The 17154-nt window shown below is 74.9% G+C and carries 15 protein-coding genes; 6 read left to right on the plus strand and 9 right to left on the minus strand.

Going from position 1 to position 17154, the window contains the following annotated elements:
* Window positions 1–96: 96 nt before the first annotated feature.
* The 7 genes from ACZ3UD_RS04110 to ACZ3UD_RS04140 all read right to left on the minus strand — a co-directional run bounded on the left by ACZ3UD_RS04110 (window position 97) and on the right by ACZ3UD_RS04140 (window position 9102).
* Window positions 97–885, minus strand: coding sequence for a methyltransferase domain-containing protein (locus ACZ3UD_RS04110; RefSeq protein WP_465581938.1), 789 nt, complete (start codon window positions 883–885; stop codon window positions 97–99).
* A gap of 44 nt (window positions 886–929) precedes the next feature.
* Window positions 930–1733, minus strand: coding sequence for a sugar phosphate isomerase/epimerase family protein (locus ACZ3UD_RS04115; protein ID WP_465582077.1), 804 nt, complete (start codon window positions 1731–1733; stop codon window positions 930–932).
* Between the two features lie 570 nt (window positions 1734–2303).
* Complete coding sequence (locus tag ACZ3UD_RS04120) at window positions 2304–3266, minus strand: Ppx/GppA family phosphatase (RefSeq protein ID WP_465581940.1); 963 nt, start codon at window positions 3264–3266, stop codon at window positions 2304–2306.
* A gap of 156 nt (window positions 3267–3422) precedes the next feature.
* Window positions 3423–4277 (minus strand): glycerophosphodiester phosphodiesterase, encoded by an 855-nt coding sequence (locus ACZ3UD_RS04125; RefSeq protein ID WP_465581942.1) that lies wholly within the window; start codon window positions 4275–4277, stop codon window positions 3423–3425.
* 31 nt (window positions 4278–4308) lie between these two features.
* Window positions 4309–5601, minus strand: a complete 1293-nt coding sequence (locus ACZ3UD_RS04130; RefSeq protein WP_465581944.1) for an SUKH-4 family immunity protein — start codon at window positions 5599–5601, stop codon at window positions 4309–4311.
* Window positions 5602–5795: 194 nt separating this feature from the next.
* Window positions 5796–8618: a toxin glutamine deamidase domain-containing protein gene (locus ACZ3UD_RS04135; protein WP_465581946.1), complete on the minus strand. Its 2823-nt coding sequence runs from the start codon at window positions 8616–8618 to the stop codon at window positions 5796–5798.
* Between the two features lie 28 nt (window positions 8619–8646).
* Window positions 8647–9102, minus strand: coding sequence for a hypothetical protein (locus tag ACZ3UD_RS04140; RefSeq protein WP_465581948.1), 456 nt, complete (start codon window positions 9100–9102; stop codon window positions 8647–8649).
* 148 nt (window positions 9103–9250) lie between these two features.
* Here ACZ3UD_RS04140 and ACZ3UD_RS04145 point away from each other — a divergent pair, with 148 nt between their 5' ends.
* Window positions 9251–10147, plus strand: a complete 897-nt coding sequence (locus tag ACZ3UD_RS04145; protein ID WP_465581950.1) for a DUF3109 family protein — start codon at window positions 9251–9253, stop codon at window positions 10145–10147.
* Between the two features lie 18 nt (window positions 10148–10165).
* Here ACZ3UD_RS04145 and ACZ3UD_RS04150 read toward each other — a convergent pair whose 3' ends face one another.
* Together ACZ3UD_RS04150 and ACZ3UD_RS04155 are read right to left on the minus strand one after the other, a co-directional pair.
* Window positions 10166–11335, minus strand: coding sequence for an NADH-quinone oxidoreductase subunit D (locus ACZ3UD_RS04150; RefSeq protein ID WP_465581953.1), 1170 nt, complete (start codon window positions 11333–11335; stop codon window positions 10166–10168).
* Window positions 11332–12366, minus strand: coding sequence for an SAM-dependent methyltransferase (locus tag ACZ3UD_RS04155; RefSeq protein ID WP_465581955.1), 1035 nt, complete (start codon window positions 12364–12366; stop codon window positions 11332–11334). Before ACZ3UD_RS04155 ends, ACZ3UD_RS04150 begins: the two co-directional genes overlap by 4 nt.
* Before the next feature lie 129 nt (window positions 12367–12495).
* Here ACZ3UD_RS04155 and ACZ3UD_RS04160 point away from each other — a divergent pair, with 129 nt between their 5' ends.
* The 5 genes from ACZ3UD_RS04160 (at window position 12496) to panD (ending at window position 17144) form a co-directional block, all read left to right on the plus strand.
* Window positions 12496–13719: a sensor histidine kinase gene (locus ACZ3UD_RS04160; protein ID WP_465581957.1), complete on the plus strand. Its 1224-nt coding sequence runs from the start codon at window positions 12496–12498 to the stop codon at window positions 13717–13719.
* A 25-nt stretch (window positions 13720–13744) separates the two neighbouring features.
* Window positions 13745–14434 carry a response regulator gene (locus ACZ3UD_RS04165; RefSeq protein ID WP_465581959.1) on the plus strand — a complete coding sequence of 230 codons (690 nt, stop codon included), beginning with the start codon at window positions 13745–13747 and terminating at the stop codon, window positions 14432–14434.
* Window positions 14435–14662: 228 nt separating this feature from the next.
* A complete protein-coding gene (locus tag ACZ3UD_RS04170) occupies window positions 14663–15607 on the plus strand; it encodes a Rossmann-like and DUF2520 domain-containing protein (protein WP_465581961.1) in 945 nt (314 codons plus the stop codon).
* A gap of 131 nt (window positions 15608–15738) precedes the next feature.
* Window positions 15739–16644 (plus strand): pantoate--beta-alanine ligase, encoded by a 906-nt coding sequence (gene panC / locus ACZ3UD_RS04175; RefSeq protein ID WP_465581963.1) that lies wholly within the window; start codon window positions 15739–15741, stop codon window positions 16642–16644.
* A 53-nt stretch (window positions 16645–16697) separates the two neighbouring features.
* The gene (gene panD / locus ACZ3UD_RS04180; RefSeq protein ID WP_465581965.1) at window positions 16698–17144 is read left to right on the plus strand and encodes an aspartate 1-decarboxylase; all 447 of its coding nucleotides are present in this window, start codon (window positions 16698–16700) and stop codon (window positions 17142–17144) included.
* The last annotated feature ends 10 nt before the right edge of the window (window positions 17145–17154 follow it).

Genomic DNA, 17154 nt, shown 5'->3' on the forward strand with positions numbered 1-17154 from the left:
GGTGCGGGGGCCGCTGGTGGCTTCCGAGCCTACGCCCGCCGTCCGGCCGCCGGACAGCCCGTCCGGGATACGGGCAGGCCCGGTCGCCCCTTGAGGTCAGCCGGGCTTGACGGCCACGGTGAGGTCCAGGATGAACGGCTCGACCACGACGCCGTCCGGGAAGTCGGCGCGCAGGGCCACCCGTTCGGCGGCCAGGATCGGGGCGCGCTCCTCGGGGGTGAGCGGGGCCATGAAGGAGCGGGAGGTGAGGTCGGTGAGCACGTGCTCGACGGTGACCTGCCGCTCCCAGCGCAGCCGGGCGTGCCCGACCGCCAGCCCGGCCGGGGCGAAGTGGCGGGTGTGCTCGGTGATCCGGCCGTAGCCGTGGTACCGGCCGGGCAGCGCGGCGGTCAGCCGCTCGACCCGGGCCCGGACCCAGGGCACGGTCTCGTCGGGCACGTTCCACCAGACGGCGAGCGCGCCGCCGGGCCGCAGCACCCGGATCGCCTCCGGGACGGAGCGCTCGGGGCGGGTCCAGTGGAAGGCCTGGGCGTAGCCGATCAGGTCGGCGGAGTCGTCGTGGAAGGGCAGGTCGTCGCCGTTGCCGCGGACCAGCGGGAGCTGCGGCGAGGCGGCCCGGAACTGGGCGGCCATCCCGGCGTACGGCTCGACGGCGATCACGTCCGCGCCGCGGGCGGCCAGCAGCCGGGTCGCGATGCCGGTGCCGGCGCCGACGTCCAGGACCCGGGCCCCCTTGAGGCCGCGGCCCCAGAGCCGCTCCAGTTCGTCGAACAGCTCGTCCGGGTAGCCCGGGCGGGCCCGGTCGTACTCGGCGGCCACCGAGCCGAAGCTCTGGGCCAGTTCACGGAAGTTGCCGAGCTCGCTGAAAAGTCGACCGTTCGTCACCGCTCCCCCTCGGTAAGGAAGTTCGCGCCCCCGCGGGCCCGGGATCAGCGTACGCGCGAGGGGGTGGCCAGGTGCAAGCGGGTGAAGGCGAGGGCCTCGGCGAGATCGGCCTCGCGTTCGGCGGGGGACGCGGCGCGCCGGGTGTTGACCTCCAGCACCACGTGGCCGTCGAAGCCGGTGCGGGCCAGGTGCTCCAGCAGCTCGGCGCAGGGCTGCTTGCCCCGGCCGGGGATCAGGTGCTCGTCCTTCCCGGAGCCGCTGCCGTCGGCCAGGTGGACGTGGGCGAGGCGCTCGCCCATCCGCTCGACCATGGCGAAGGCGTCGATCCGCGAGGTGGCGACGTGCGAGAGGTCGATGGTGAAGTGCCGGTACTCCTCGTCGGTGACGTCCCAGCCGGGGGCGTACGCGAGCACCTCGCGGTCGCGGTAGCGCCACGGGTACATGTTCTCGACGGCGAAGCGGACGTCGGTCTCGCCCGCCATCCGGTTGATGCCCTCGACGAACTCGCGGGCGTACTGGCGCTGCCAGCGGAACGGCGGGTGGACGACCACGGCGCTCGCGCCGAGCTTCTCGGCCGCCGCCCGGGCCCGGACCAGCTTGGTCCACGGGTCGGTGGTCCACACCCGCTGGGTGATCAGCAGGCAGGGCGCGTGCACGGCCAGGATCGGCAGCTGGTGGGCGTCGGAGAGCCGGCGCAGGGCCTCGATGTCCTGGCTGACCGGGTCGTTCCAGACCATCACCTCGACCCCGTCGTAGCCGAGCTTGGCGGCCAGCTCGAAGGCCACGGCGGTGCTGGCCGGGTACACCGAGGCGGTGGACAGGACCACCTTGGTGTCGGGGATGTGCAGGGCGGGGTGCTGGGGCAGCACCAGCCGGTCGGTGGTGCGCAGCAGCGGCGGGCGGGCGGCGTCGCGTTTGGCGGCCTTGACCGAGCGCACCGACTGGACGGCGGCCTTGGCGGCGCCGGCGGCCCGGGCGGTGCGGGTCTCCCGCGGTTCCTTCACGGTGGCGGCCGGCTGCCTCGCGGTCTGCTTCGCCGTGGTCTTCGCGTCCGTGGTCTTCGCGTCCGTGGTCTTCTGGGCCGCGGCCCTCTTCGCCGTGGCCTTCCTGGCGGTCGCGGTGGCAGCCTTCTTAGCGGTGCGCTGGGCCGCCTGGACGGCCTTGGCGGCCTTGGCGGCGGTGGCGCCCTTGACCGCCTTGCCTGCGCCCGGATTGCCGAGCCGGCGGCGCGGACCGTCCGGCCGCGACTGCCCGCCCCCGGGCGCGCGGCCCTCCCGCGTCCCGTCCTCGCCCGCTGGTTGCACCACGGGAGACAGCGTAAGCGGAGCACGCGCCGAACGGGACCGGATGCCCGGCGCAGTGACCGGCGGCACGTTCGCCCGGCGGGCGCGCTACGGGGCGAGCGCGGGGTGACCGCGTTACGGCGTGAGCGCGGGGCGGCGGCGGTCGGCGGGGCTGTCCATGGCGTCCAGCTGGCGCAGAATGATGCCCTCGCGCAGCGCCCACGGGCAGACGTCCAGCTCCTCCAGGCCGAACAGGTCCATCGCGGCGTCCGCGACCAGCGCCCCGGCCAGCAGCTGCTTGGCCCGGCCCTCGGAGACGCCGGGGATCTGCGCGCGCTCGGCGACGGTCATCGTGGACAGCCGCGGCAGCCAGGCGGACAGCCCGCTGCGGGTGAGCCGGCGGTCGGCGTACGGGCCGGCGTCGGCGGCCGCGGCGCCGGTCATCCGGGCCAGCTGCTTGAAGGTCTTGGAGGTGGCGACGGCGTGCTGCGGCTGCCCGAGCCGGGAGATCTCGCCGACCACGTTGGCGATCTCGGCCCGGATGTGCCTTCTCAGCTCGCGCAGCCCGTCCGGGTCGGCGACGTCCCCGGGCAGCCAGCCGGCCGTCAGCCGGCCGGCGCCCAGCGGCAGGGAGCAGGCGACGTCCGGCTGCTCGTCCAGGCCGCAGGCGATCTCCAGCGAGCCGCCGCCGATGTCCAGGTTGAGCAGCCGGCCCGATGACCAGCCGAACCAGCGGCGGACGGCCAGGAAGGTGAGCCGGGCCTCGTCCTGTCCGGACAGCACCCGCAGCTCGACCCCGGTCTCGGCGGCGACCCGGCGCAGCACCTGCTCGCCGTTGGCGGCCTCGCGGACGGCGGAGGTGGCGAAGGGCAGGATGTCGACCACGCCCTTGTCCTCGGCGACCCGCAGCGAGGAGGCGATGTGACCGACCAACCGCTCGACCCCGGCCTCGCTTATCGCGCCGGACTCGTCCAGCAGCTCGGCCAGGCGCAGCTCGGCCTTGTGGGAGTACGCGGGCAGCGGAGCGGCACCCGGATGGGCGTCCACCACGAGGAAGTGGACCGTGTTGGAACCTACGTCGAGCACACCGAGTCGCATAACTCTCCACGCTACGCGATCCGACCCCGCCGGAGATCGGTTGTGACGGTATTCGCGCTGGTCCCGGTCGTTCCCGACCGTTCCGGGTGCGATCGCTGTCCGTGCGGCTCAGTGTCCGCGTGACTCAGTGTCCGTGCGGCTCCGTGTCCGTGCGGCTCAGTGCCCGCGCGGTCCGGCCCGATGCCCGGTGCGGCAGTTGGTGTCCACCCAGCGGCGGGCCGGGCCCGGGATGTCGGTGATCAGGCCGTCGGCGTCCCGAGCGGCCATCAACTGCCAGGACTCCTCGTCGTCCAGCGTCCACACGTACACCTCGCGCCCGGCCTTGCGCTCGGCGGCGATCCGGGCGGCGCTGGCGAGGCCCGTGTCCAGGGCGATGCCGTCCAGCTTGAGGTCGCCCGGATCATCGGCGATCCCGCCGCTCTGGATCAGCACCACCGGCAGGGCCGGCGCGACGGCGTGGGCCCGGCGCAGGTGGTCGGCGGAGAAGGAGTAGAGGACGACGTGCGCGTCGCTGCCGCCCGCGAGCCGGGCGATCCGGGCGACGGCCTCGGGGCGCTGCCACTTGATCTCCATCAGCAGCGTGGCGCGGCTGCCGGAGAGGCGCTTGAGCAGTTCCTCCAGGGTCGGGACGGGCTGGGCCGGGCCGGGGCCGACGGTCACCCGTAGGGCGGCGACCTGGGCGGCGGTCAGGTCCGCGACGACGCCCTTGCCGTTGGTGGTGCGGTCCACGGAGGGGTCGTGCATCAGCACCGGGACGCCGTCCCGGGTGGTCTGGACGTCGGTCTCCAACCAGTCGGCGCCCTGGCCGAGGGCGGCCTCGAAGGAGGCCATGGTGTTCTCCGGCGCGTTGCGCGGCGCACCCCGGTGCCCGATCACCACCGGGGACTCGCACACCGGCGCCGCCGCGGCCGACCGGGCCCGCAGCGCGGGGCCGCCGGCGGCGCACCCGGTGGCCAGGACCGCGAGGGCGGCGAGGACGGCCGTCCGGGCGGTGCGGGGCGAGGCGGTCACGGCTCGGCGCTCCAGCTGCTGCTTCGGTTGATCAGAGCAGGCCGTCCCACAACTGCTCCACCACGACGGCCCACCAGTTCTCCGGATCGTCGTAGACCGTACCGTCCAGTTCCACCAGCGCCCGCTGCAGGACGTCCACCGCCTCGCCCGCGGCGGCCGGGTCGAGCCCGCGCAGAGCCGGCCACCAGCCGGCGAACAACTCCAGGCAGCGGACGAAGGACCGCAGGTCGGCGTTGCAGTGCCGGGCGGTCCCGTAGTCGGGGTCGACCGCCCGGACGGTGCCCCGCTCGGCGTCGAGGGTGATGACCGCCCAGCCGTCCGAGCCCAGCACCAGCTGCCCCGCGGACGCGAGGCGCTCGCGCTCGGCCGCCCGGGTGCCGCCGCCGAGCGCCGCCAGGTGCGCGGCGAGCGGCGGGAGCACGGTGGCCGGACGGGAGCCGTCCCCGATCGCCTCCAGCCCCGGGTGGTGCAGCACGAAGAAGCCTTCGACGGCCACCGGCACCCCCACCGCCAGCAGCAGTGCGGCCGCTTCCCCGGGCAGCTCGACCCGCGCCACGTCCGCCGGGTCGAAACGCCGCACGCCCGCCGGGCCGAACCGTTCGGCGAGCCGTCGCGCCAACTCCCGGTCCGGCTCCGGCGGCAGCGGCTGGACGGCACGCGGGAACGGCACCCGGTTGCGGGCCGGCCCCTGCGGCGGCGCGGGCAACTCCCGTACCGCGGCGGCCCGGTGGTCGGAGCGCGGGCCGTACGGAAGGTCGAAGTCCAGCCGCAGGTGCGGGAGTTCGGCCGCCAGTGCGTACGCCCAGTAGCCGCCGGGCAGCGCGCTCGGCCGCAGGTCGGTCCGCACCGCCAGCACGTCCTCCGCCGCCACCCCCTGCTCACGCAGCCACCACCAGCCGCGCAACGCCGGATGCGGCAGGCCGGCGGCGGACCGCAGCGCCAGCGAACGGGTCTCGCCGGCGGCGTCCCGGTACGTCAGCTCGGCCCGGGCACCCCGGCCGGTCGCCGGCGGCAGGGTCGGGTCGTACCCGCCCGCCCCCACGAAGTCCCGGTAGAGCCCCACCACTTCGTCCACCGGAACCGACGGCCACACCGTGAACCGCCCGCTCTCACGGTCCACCACGGCACACGCGGCCCCCACCTCCTCCGGCGCCCGCCGCTCCCCCGTCCGCGGGTCCACCTCCACCCGCGCCGGCTCCGCCCACACCACCCACCCGAGCTCGAACTCGTGCGCACACACCCGCCGCACCACCCCGGCCCCGTGCGGCAGATCCCCGTTGATCCACCGATGCCCCGCCTCCACCGCCTGCGCCCGCGAGATCACCCAGCCACCCCCGTCACCCCCGTCATCGAACCCGAATCCCACCATCATCCAGCCCCGCGCCCACGGCATCCCCTACCGGGCGTCGTGGGCGCCCAGGTTTCCGTGGAGGACCTGGACGCGATCCCCGCTGAAGGAGACGCCGGCCCCGCGGTCGGGCCTGAGTGGCGCGGCCCGACCGCGCGGTGGGGGAGAACTCAAACGGCAGCCAGGTCGAGGGGGCGGCCTTCGGGGGTGAGGGCGATGGCCCAGAGGCCTTGGGTGGCGGGGTGGAGGGGGGTGGGGCTGTGGCGGGCGAGTTGGTGGTCGAGGTAGGTGACGGTGTCCCGGTGGTTGACGGCGTTCCAGGCGTGGGGGCGGCCGTAGGCGTCGAGGGTGAGGAGGACGGCCTGGGCTCCGTGGCCGGCGCGGCGGAGTTCGTCGGCGAGGCGGGTGAAGGCCCGGCCGCCGTCGCCGAGGTCGCGGAAGGGGGCGCCGAGTTCGCGTTCGGCGCGGTCGCGGCCGCCGCGTTCGCCGGCGTCGCCCTCGGTGGGGATGCGCGGGGCGGCGCAGGTGGGGCGGCCGGTGTAGGTGTCGACGGCGGAGAGGGCGATCTCCAGGCTGTTGTTGGCCCGGCCGGGTTCGCGGTAGCCGCCGGCGTTGACGGCCTCCGTCCAGGCGCCGACGGCCGGGTCGGGGTGGCGGGCGGGCAGGTCGTCCTCGTCGCGGGGGATCCGGCGTTCGAGTTCGGCCTGGTGCTGGGGGTCGACCGGCCCGAGCCCGCCGGGCAGGCCGTACGGGCGGCTGTCCGCGATGGTGCGCGGCCGGAGCTCGGGGTCGTCGGCGAGCGGGCCGCGCCGGGCGCGCAGGGCGAGTTGGAGCGCCATCGCATGGGCGGTGGCGACGGGGACGGCGCCCCAGGCCAGGGTCGGGTCGGCGAGGGCCGCGGCGGTGTCCCGGCGGCGGCCGTCGGCGTGGTGCGGTTCGGGCCGGCCGATGACCGGGGTGGTGCCGACGACCGGCGGCTCGGCCGGGGGCGGCGGCGCGGCGACCGGACCGGGCGCGGCGACCGGGTGCGGCGCGGCCCCCACCGGAGTGCGGGGCACGCCCGGCCGGGGCTCGACGAGGCCGGGGGAGCCGGCCGCGGGCGCTCCCGCCGCCGGGGCGCCGGCCACGGGCGCCCCGCCGACGACGCCTCCGGGCGCCCCCGTCCCGACGCCGCTGCCGAAGGGGGCCGCCATGTGCACGGGGGATCCCCCGACGCCGGCCGCGAGCGGCCCGGGCCCGACGGGCCCGACCGGGCCGGCCATCGGGTAGCCGCCCGCGTACGCCGGCGTCCCGAACGGCCCGGCCACCCCGACCGCCCCGACGTGCCGGGCGGGCGCGGGCGAGTCCGGCGTCGGGCCGTACCCGGGACCGCCGCTGGACGGCGGGACGGTCGGCGGGACGGAGGGTGCGGGCGGCGCGCTCACCGAGTCCGTCCGCACGGTCACCGGCGCGCTGCCACCGCCACCCCCACCGCCGCCGTGCGCGGGAGCCTGGAGCGGGTAGTCCCCGTCCGACCAGCCCGCCGCGACCGACCCGCCGCCCTGGTGCGAGGGCGCGGACCGTACCACCGGACCGTCGTCCCGCGCGGGCGGCGCCCAGTCGGAGGAGGAAGAGGAGGAAGACGGGGAAGCGGAGGAGACGGCGGCCACCGCGGCCCGGTGCGACCCGCCGTACGAGGAGCCCGAGGCCGGGGCGGCGGCGACCACGGGATCGGCGGCCTCGGACGGAGCCACGGAGGACACCGCGGACACGGAGGACGCCACCGACGGCACCACCGTCGGATCCACCACCGGCACCACGGCCGACACCGTCACCGGCCCCGAGGCCTTCGGATCGGCCTTCGGACCGAGCTTCGGATCAGCCGTGGGGTCGGTCCCCGGGTCCCCCGTCACGGCCCGAGGATCCGTCAGGTCCGCCAGCGCCAGCCCGTGCAGTCGCCTGCCCGCCTCGTCGGTGAGCACCGGCTTCCCGTGCTCGTCCCGCTGGACGGCCAGGTCCGCCACCCCGACCACCGGTTTGCCGTCCGGCCCGGTGACCACGAGCAGCCCGGCGGCGTCGGTGACCGGGGTGCCGTCGGAGCGCAGGACGACGGGCTTGCCGTCCGCGCCGAGGACGGGCTGCCCGTGGGCGTCGAGCTCGACGCTGAGCCCGGGCACGCCGACCACGGGCTTGCCGTCCTTGCCGGGGAGCAGGACCAGCCCGGTGCCGTCCGCCCCGAGGACCCCTGGCTCGCCGAGTGCGGCGGGCAGTCCGGCGGCGCGCGGGTCGAAGCCGCCCTTGGTGCGGTAGGAGGCGGAGGTGATCCCGGTCCCCGCGGTGGTGCCGAGTCGCAGCAGGGCGACGGCGGCGGGCTCCTTGAGCGCGGTGGACAGGGCGTCCTGCATGCTGCGGCCGAGTTCGGCGAGCAGCCCGGCGATCTTCAGCCCGGCCGCCTCGACCGCGACGTCCTCGACGCCCGCGGCGACCTGGGTGGTGGCGGCGGTTCGCACGCCGTCCGCGACGCCGGTGACGGCCTTCCGCAGGCCGCCGAACACCCCGGTCCGCCCGGTACCGGCGTCGGTCTTCGCCGCCGTGGCGACCGTGGCCGCGGTCCGCTGGACCTCGGCGGCCTGCTCCTGGGCCTGCTTGAGTTCGGCGGCCAGGTTCCGCAGGGTGGCGATGATCTCGGCCTTGCAGCTGTCCACGGCCCGCGCGGCGGTGTCGAAGGCGGTGCCGACCAGCCCGACCGCGGTGTGGGCGTCGTCCAGGTGGCCCTTGCCGCCGCCGCTGAAGGTCCGCCAGTACGCGGTGAAGGACTCGACGGCGTGGCCGGAGTTGTCGGAGGTCACCCGCTGGACGGACTCCCCGCAGCGGCGGGTGAGCCGGTCGGCCTCGGAGCCGAACTCCCGCCAGAGCGCGGCCGCCTTGCGCAGCGCCTCCTCGTCGGCCTGCGGCCAGGGCTGGCCGGTCCTGGCCAGCAGCGGGACCAGTTCCTCGGGCAGTTTCCGGGACACGCGCATCTCCCCCTTCGAGCCGGGCCGCTCAGACCGACATGTCCTTGGGGACGACCGGCGCCGCCCCCGGGGTTGCCGACCCGGCAACCGAGTACACCGCAGGTGACACCCCCGACCCGGACGGGTACGCCCCGGGGTCGGCTTTCGCCCCGAAGCCGTCCGCCGTCGAGGTGTCGGTGTCGGTGGTCCGCTCGGCCATCGCGCGCAGTCCGACCCCGACCCGGCCCACCCCGCCGGCCAACCCCTTGAGCCCGCCGAGGAGTTCACCGTGCGCCGGGCCGTACACGGCGGCGAAGGCGCTGCCCGGCTTGTCCGCGCCCCAGGGCGCGCCGAGCGCGGCGAGGCCCTTCTCCAGGGCGCCGACGGCCTTGCGCAGCTCGCGCCCGATCCTCTCGAACTCCCGCCCCTCGCCGCGCAGTTCCCACGGCTTGATGACGAACCCGGCGCTGCCGCCGTCGGACGTCCCGGTGCTGCCGCCTGCCATCCCGTACCTCCCCGTAGCGGACCGGCCGCCATCCTAGGCACGCTCCCGTCCGCCCCGTACCGACCGCCGGACCTCTTCACCCCGCCTTCACGCCGCCCGGGGCGCGGCCACCGGCCCGTACGCCCCCGCGAAGCTCTACCCTTGCCGGGTGGCACCAGCAGAAACGTCCAAGAAGAAGGCCAAGGCGAAGCCCTCGGCCTCCCCCGCCCCCGTCGACCTCGCGATGCCGACCCTGCGCCGCGAGATCCCGCGCGACGAGGTCCCGCTCGACTTCCCGCGCGCCTGGGTCGAGTTCGCCGACCCCGCCGACGAGGAGCAGGTCTTCCGCTGCGACCTCACCTGGCTGACCTCCCGCTGGTCCTGCGTCTTCGGCCAGGGCTGCCACGGCATCCGCGAGGGCCGCGGCGAGTCGGACGGCTGCTGCACGCTGGGCGCGCACTACTCGGACGAGGACGACGAGAAGCGCGTCCTGGGGCACGCGGCGCGGCTGACCCCCGAGCTGTGGGAGAACTTCGCCGAGGGCACCGACGCCAAGGGCCGGATCAGGTCCGACGGCGGCATCACCATGCTGGACGAGGACGGCGACCGGCAGACCCGCCGGGTCAACGGCGCCTGCATCTTCGTGAACAGCCCCGACTTCGCGGGCGGCGCCGGCTGCGCCCTGCACGCGCTGGCCCTCAAGGAGGGCCGCGAGCCGCTGGAGACCAAGCCGGACGTCTGCTGGCAGCTGCCGATCCGCCGTACCTACGACTGGATCGACCGCCCCGACGACACCCGCTACCTCCAGGTCTCGATCGGCGAGTACGACCGCCGCGGCTGGGGCCCGGGCGGCCACGACCTGCACTGGTGGTGCACCGGGGCCCCGGCGGCGCACCAGGGCGCGGAGCCGGTGTACGTCAGCTACCGCCCCGAGCTCACCGAGCTGATGGGCCGGGCCGGCTACGAGGTGCTGGCCCGGCTGTGCGAGGAGCGGATCGCCACCAAGGGCGACCGCAAGGTGGCCCCGCACCCGGCCGACCCCGGCAAGAAGGCCAGGAGGAGCTGACCTGCTCGTCGGTACCGCCTACTTGTCGATGTCGCCGACCACGAAGAACATCGACCCGAGGATCGCCACCATGTCCGCCACCAGCGTGCCGGGCAGCAGCTCGGTCAGCGCCTGGATGTTGTTGAAGGACGCCGAGCGCAGCTTGAGCCGCCACGGCGTCTTGTCGCCGCGCGAGACCAGGTAGTAGCCGTTGATCCCGAGCGGGTTCTCGGTCCACGCGTAGGTGCTGCCCTCGGGTGCCTTGAGCACCTTGGGCAGCCGCTGGTTGACCGGGCCGGGCGGCAGGGTGGCGAGCTTGTCGAGGCAGGCGTCGGCGAGGTCCAGCGCGTTGAGGGTCTGCTCCAGCAGGCACTCGAAGCGGGCCAGGCAGTCGCCCTCCTCGCGGGTGACCACGGTGAGCACCTGCCGCAGCTCCTCGGAGCCGTACGCGAGGTAGGGCTCGTCGCGGCGCAGGTCGAAGTCGAGGCCGCTGGCCCGGGCGATCGGGCCGCTGACGCCGTAGGCCTCGGCCTGCGCCCGGGTGAGGACGCCGACGCCGGCGGTGCGGGCGCGGAAGATCTCGTTGCCGAGGACGAGGTCCTCGAAGACCGGCATCTGGGAGCGGACAGTGGCGACGGCGGTGCGGACCCGGCCGAGCCAGCCGGCCGGGAGGTCCTCCTTGAGGCCGCCGACCCGGTTGAACATGTAGTGCATCCGGCCGCCGGAGGCCTCCTCCAGCACGTGCTGGAGGTCCTCGCGGCCGTGGAAGGAGTGGAAGATCGGGGTGATCCCGCCCAGCTCCAGCGGGTAGGAGCCGAGGAACATCAGGTGGTTGAGCACCCGGTTGAGCTCGGCCAGCAGGGTGCGGATCCACACCGCCCGCTCGGGGACCTCCATGCCGAGCATCCGCTCGACGCCGAGGACGACGCCGAGTTCGTTGGAGAAGGCGGAGAGCCAGTCGTGCCGGTTGGCCAGCATGATGATCTGCCGGTAGTCACGGGCCTCGAACAGCTTCTCCGCGCCCCGGTGCATGTAGCCGATCACCGGCTCGGCGGTGACGATGCGCTCGCCGTCGAGCAGCAGGCGCAGCCGCAGCACGCCGTGCGTGGCCGGGTGCTGCGGGCCGATGTTGAGCACCATGTCGGTGGTGCCCGCCTCGCCGGTGAAGTTCTCGGCTCCCGCCCCGATGCCGACCGTGGTCTCCCTCATGAACCCAGAGTCTGCCATCCCGGCGCCGGCTCCAAGCTCGCCGCCCTCTCAAAGATGTCAAGGGGCGGCATGTGGACGGTCTGCAAGACCCATCCGAAGCCGCCCAGCCCGCCCGGGTCGGTCAGCTCGGCCCCCTCCCCCGCATCGCTCAGCGCCCGCAGGTAGCCCGCCGGGTCGGTGGAGGCCAGCGCGAGCGGGGGGCGTTCGCCGCTCACCCCGAGCGCGCGCAGGGCCTCGCGCTGGGTTGTCCACAGGCTGTGGAGACCGGGCACCGCGATCGAGTCCAGCGCGACGTGCGCGGTGATGTCGCAGGAGCCGTCCGGCACCGGGGCGACCTCCCGGCCGTCCCGGAAACCGGTGTACGTCCCGAACGGCGGCCGCCGACCGGCGGTGTGCCCGTAGTCCACGGCGACGGCCAGTCCGCGCTCCAGCCCGGCCACGGCCCGCGCCCAGGCGGCGTCCCGGGGGCCGCCGAACTCCACCACCGCGCCGGGCTCGGCGACCGGCCACCAGTGCTCGGCCCAGGCCGCGTCCGCCGCCGAGACCGGCTCGCCGAGGCGCTCCTCGCCGGTGGCGGTGTCCACCTCCCGGTAGCGCAGCACGCCGTCCCCGTCCACCTCCCCGGCGTCCAGCGGCACGTTGTCCAGCCACTCGTTGGCGAACAGCAGCCCGGTCAGGCCGCGCGGCAGCGCGTCCGTCCACAGGGCTGTGGACGGCAGCCCGGCCGGGCGCTCCGCGAGCTCCACGCCGTACGGGCGCAGCCGCGCCAGCACCTCGCCGGGCAGCTCGGCCAGCACACCGGTCAGCAGTTCCCCCCGCCCGGCCCCGACGTCGACCAGGGCCAGCTCCTCCGGACGACCGAGGGCCTCGTCAACCTCCAGCAGCAGCCGGGCCACCGCACGGGCGAACCTCGGCGAGGCGTGCACCGAGGTACGGAAGTGCCCGGCCGGGCCCTCCGGCCTGCGGTAGAAGCCGCCGTCCGGGTCGTACAGGGCCTGTTCCATGGCGGGCGCCCACCGCATCCAAGTCATGGGGCGGGACGCTACCGGGCCTCCGGGAGCACCTCCCAACCGGAGAAGGGGCTTCTCCGACCTACGGAGTAGGACGGATCGCCCTACCGGCGGACCTGGGCACGCCGCGCGACTGCCTAGGCTTGAGACGTGCATCGACTCAACGCCTGGCTCCGCCGTCACCCCATGGTGGTCGACGCCGCCTGGGCGTCGATCGTGCTCTTCCTCGGTCTGCTGCCGAACAACGAGTTCGACAGCAGCTGGCGCCTCGACGCCGGGCTCCTGGTCGCGGTGCTGCTGCCGCTGCTGATGGTCTTCCGCCGACGCTTCCCCGACGTCACCGTCGCCGCCGCCACCGGCGTCGCCCTCGCCCAGGTGATCGCCGACGTCGAACCGGGCGCCTCCGCCATCGCCTACCTGGTCTTCGCCTACACCGGCGCCGCCTTCGGCCAGAAGTGGACCTCCCGGCTGGCCCTGGCCGCCGGACTGTCCGCCGGGCCGCTGGTGTTCTGGCAGATGAACCCGATGAAGACGACGGTGCAGGCCGGCGAGGCTCACTCCCGCCCGTACAACCTCGGCGAAGCAGTGGTGATCATGGTGCTGATGAGCACCCCGTTCATCCTCTGCTGGGCCTGGGGCCGGCTGACCCGGGTGCGCCGCGCCTACCTGACCGAGCTGGAGGACCGCGCGTCCCGCCTGGAGCGCGAGCGGGACGCCCAGGCCAAGGTGGCGGTCGCCGCCGAGCGCGCCCGGATCGCCCGCGAACTGCACGACGTGGTGGCGCACAACGTCTCGGTGATGATCGTCCAGGCCGACGGCGCCGCGTACGTCCTCGACAACTCCCCCCAGCAGGCGAAGGAGGCGCTCGGCACGATCGCCTCCACCGGACGGCAGGCGCTGGTCGAGATGCGCCGCCTGCTGGGCGTGCTGCGCACCGCCGACACCGCCGAGGAGTACGTCCCCCAGCCGGGCGTCGAGGAGCTGCCGGAGCTGCTGGAACAGGTCCGTACGGCCGGGCTGCAGGTGGACTACGCGACCTCCGGGCACCCGCGCGAACTGCCGCGCGGCGTCGAGCTGACGGTCTACCGGATCGTCCAGGAGGCGCTGACCAACGTCCGCAAGCACGGCGGCCCCGACGTGCACGCCCGGGTCGCGGTCGACTTCGGCGAACGCGAGCTGGCCGTCCTGGTGGAGGACGACGGGCGCGGCAGCACCGACGAACAGCTGGCCGCCGGCGGAACGGACGGTCTGGGCCACGGCCTGATCGGCATGCGCGAGCGGGTCGGCATGGTCAGCGGCAGCCTCGACGTGGGCCCCCGTCCCGGCGGCGGCTTCCGGATCCGCGCCATCCTCCCGCTCAAGGCCGCACAATGACCCCCCGCCCCCTTTAGGAGCCATCTTGACCATCCGCGTGATGCTCGTCGACGACCAGGAGCTGCTGCGCACCGGCTTCCGGATGATCCTCCAGTCCCAGGGCGACATCGAGATCGCCGCCGAGGCCGGCGACGGCGCGCAGGCCGTGGAGCTGCTGCGGCACACGCCGGTGGACGTGATCCTGATGGACGTGCGGATGCCGCGCCTGGACGGGGTGCAGGCGACCCGCCGGATCTGCCTGGCCGAGGACGGCAGCCCGCTGCCGAACGCCCCGCACGTGCTCATCCTCACCACCTTCGACCTGGACGAGTACGCCTTCGCCGCGCTCAAGGCCGGGGCCAGCGGCTTCCTACTCAAGGACGTCCCGCCGACCGAGCTGGTGGCCGCGATCCGCGCGGTGCACGGCGGTGACGCGGTGGTCGCCCCGACCACCACCCGCCGGATGATCGACCGCTTCGCCGAGGTGCTGCCCACCCCGCAGAGCGCGCCCGGCTCGGACGTCCTCGGCCCGCTGACCGAGCGCGAGCGGGAGGTGTTCCTGCTGGTCGCCCAGGGTCTGTCGAACGGCGAGATCGCGGCCCGGCTGGTGCTCTCCGAGGCCACCGTGAAGACCCACGTCGGCCGGATCCTGGCCAAGCTCGGGCTGCGCGACCGGGTCCAGGCCGTGGTGCTGGCCTACGAGGCCGGACTGATCCGGGCCGGGGCGGCGGACTGACGCGCCCGTACACTGGGGCGGTACGTCCGGTACCCGTTGAGGACTGGAACGGTCATTCAGGACAAGGGTGGGCCGTGAGCGAGCGCAGCGAGCGAACCGTCAAGAGGTGCGCGTTTCGCGAAGCGACCGCCGAGCGCAGCGAGGTGGGCGCATGAGCGAGCGCAGCGAGCGAACCGTCAAGAGGTGCGCGTTTCGCGAAGCGACCGCCGAGCGCAGCGAGGTGGGCGCATGAGTTCGTCCGACTTCGCCGACTTCGGCGACCCGAGCGACCCCGGCAACCGACCGGCCCGCCTGGCCGTCGGCGTGGTCGGCACCGGCCGGGTCGGCCCCGCGCTGGGCGCCGCGCTGCAGCTCGCCGGGCACACCGTGGTCGCCGCCTCCGGGGTCTCCGCCGCCTCCCGCCGCCGCGCGGACGCGCTGCTGCCGGGCGTGCGGATCGTCACCCCGCCGCAGGTCATGGCCGCCGCCGACCTGGTCCTGCTGACCGTCCCGGACGACGCGCTGGCCGACCTGGTGGCCGGCCTCGCCGCCACCGGCGCCGTCCGCCCCGGCCAGCTGCTGGTGCACACCTCCGGCGCGCACGGCGTCGGCATCCTGGAGCCCGCCACCCGGGCCGGGGCGCTGCCGCTGGCCCTGCACCCGGCGATGACCTTCACCGGCACCTCCGTCGACCTGGCCCGGCTGGCCGGCTGCCCGTTCGGCGTGACCGCCCCCGAGGAGCTGCGGCCGGTCGCCGAGGCGCTGGTGGTGGAGATGGGCGGGGAGCCCGAGTGGGTGCCCGAGGAGGTCCGACCGCTCTACCACACCGCCCTCGCGCACGGCGCGAACCACCTGGTCACCCTGGTCGCCCAGGCGATGGAGCTGCTGCGCACGGCCGGCGTCGCCGAGCCCGGCCGGATGCTCGGCCCGCTGCTCGGCGCGGCCCTGGACAACAGCCTGCGCTCCGGCGACGCGGCCCTCACCGGCCCGGTCGCCCGGGGCGACGCGGGCACCGTGCGGCGCCATCTGGCGCAGCTCAGTACGGTGTCCCCGGACATCCCGGCGGCGTATCGTGCAATGGCCCGCGCCACCGCCCAGCGGGCGGTGGCCAACGGGACTCTCTCGACCGACACTGCGGCCGCGCTTCTCGACATCCTCAACGAGGAGAAGCCAGGTGACTCCTCCCCGGCCTGAGCCGGGGCTTCTCACCCGGCCGCCGAAGCGGCCTCATGACGGACAAGCCCTGCCCGGCGCGTTACCGCACGGGACGGAGCGCAACAAGACGGCGGCACAGCGCGCAGCCGAATGATCGAAGGAGCGCAGGAATGGCGGGCAAGGCCCAGCGAAGCAAGCCCCAGCGGACGCCGAAGGTCCACCGGGCCGTCGTCACCCGCACCGTGGACGACTTCGAGGCCGCGTTCTGGCCGGACGAGCAGCCGGTGGACAACGCCGTCGTGATGACCATGGGCGCCCTGCACGAGGGCCACGCCGCGCTGATCCGGGCCGCCCGCAAGCAGGTCGGCCGGGAGGGCCGGGTCGCGGTGACGGTCTTCGTCAACCCGCTGCAGTTCGGCCCGTCCGAGGACCTGGAGCGCTACCCGCGCACCCTCGACGACGACGTGCGGCTGGCCGAGGACAACGGCGCCGACGTGGTCTTCGCGCCCTCCGTCGAGGAGGTCTACCCGAACGGCGAGCCGCAGGTGCGCCTGGCGGCCGGCCCGATGGGCGAGCGCTTCGAGGGCGCCACCCGGCCCGGCCACTTCGACGGCGTGCTGACCGTGGTCGCCAAGCTGCTGCACATCACCGACCCGGACTTCGCCTTCTTCGGCGAGAAGGACGCCCAGCAGCTCGCGGTCGTCCAGCGGATGGTCGCCGACCTGGACTTCGACGTCGAGATCGTCGGCGTGCCGACCGTCCGCGAGGAGGACGGCCTGGCGCTGTCCTCGCGCAACCGCTACCTCTCCGAGGAGGAGCGCACCCGCGCCCTCGCCCTCTCCAAGGCCCTGTTCGCCGGCCGTGACGTCGCCGCGCAGGGCCCGAAGGCCGTGCGCGAGGCCGCCTCGGCCGTCCTGGACGGCGCCGAGGGTGTCACCCTTGACTACCTCGCCCTGATCGACCCGCACGACTTCACCGAGGCGGCGGACGACTTCCAGGGCGAGGCGGTGCTGGCCGTCGCCGCGAAGGTGGGCTCGACCCGCCTGATCGACAACGTTCGCATCATCGTTCGCTGAACACCGGTAGCAAGATCCCTTCTCAGGCATGCACTCACTGGAGGCGTGACCCCATGCTCCGCACCATGCTCAAGTCCAAGATCCACCGGGCCACCGTGACCCAGGCCGACCTGCACTACGTCGGCTCCGTCACGGTGGACGAGGACCTGCTCGACGCCGCCGACCTGCTCCCCGGCGAGCTGGTCCACATCGTCGACATCAACAACGGCGCCCGGCTGGAGACGTACACGATCGCCGGCCCGCGCGGCACCGGCGTGATCGGCATCAACGGCGCCGCCGCCCGCCTGGTCCACCCCGGCGACCTGGTCATACTCATCGCCTACGGGCAGATGGACACGGCCGAGGCCAAGGGCTACGAGCCGAAGATCGTCTTCGTGGACGAGCGGAACCGGATCACCGGCCTGGGCGGCGACCCCGCCGAGGCCCAGGAGGGCACCGGACTGCTCCGCGGCGACCAGGCGTACGGTGGCGACGGCGCGGCCGCCGCGGCCACGCGCTGAAGGAGCCACT

This window comes from Kitasatospora sp. NPDC023118 (genome assembly GCF_055560875.1).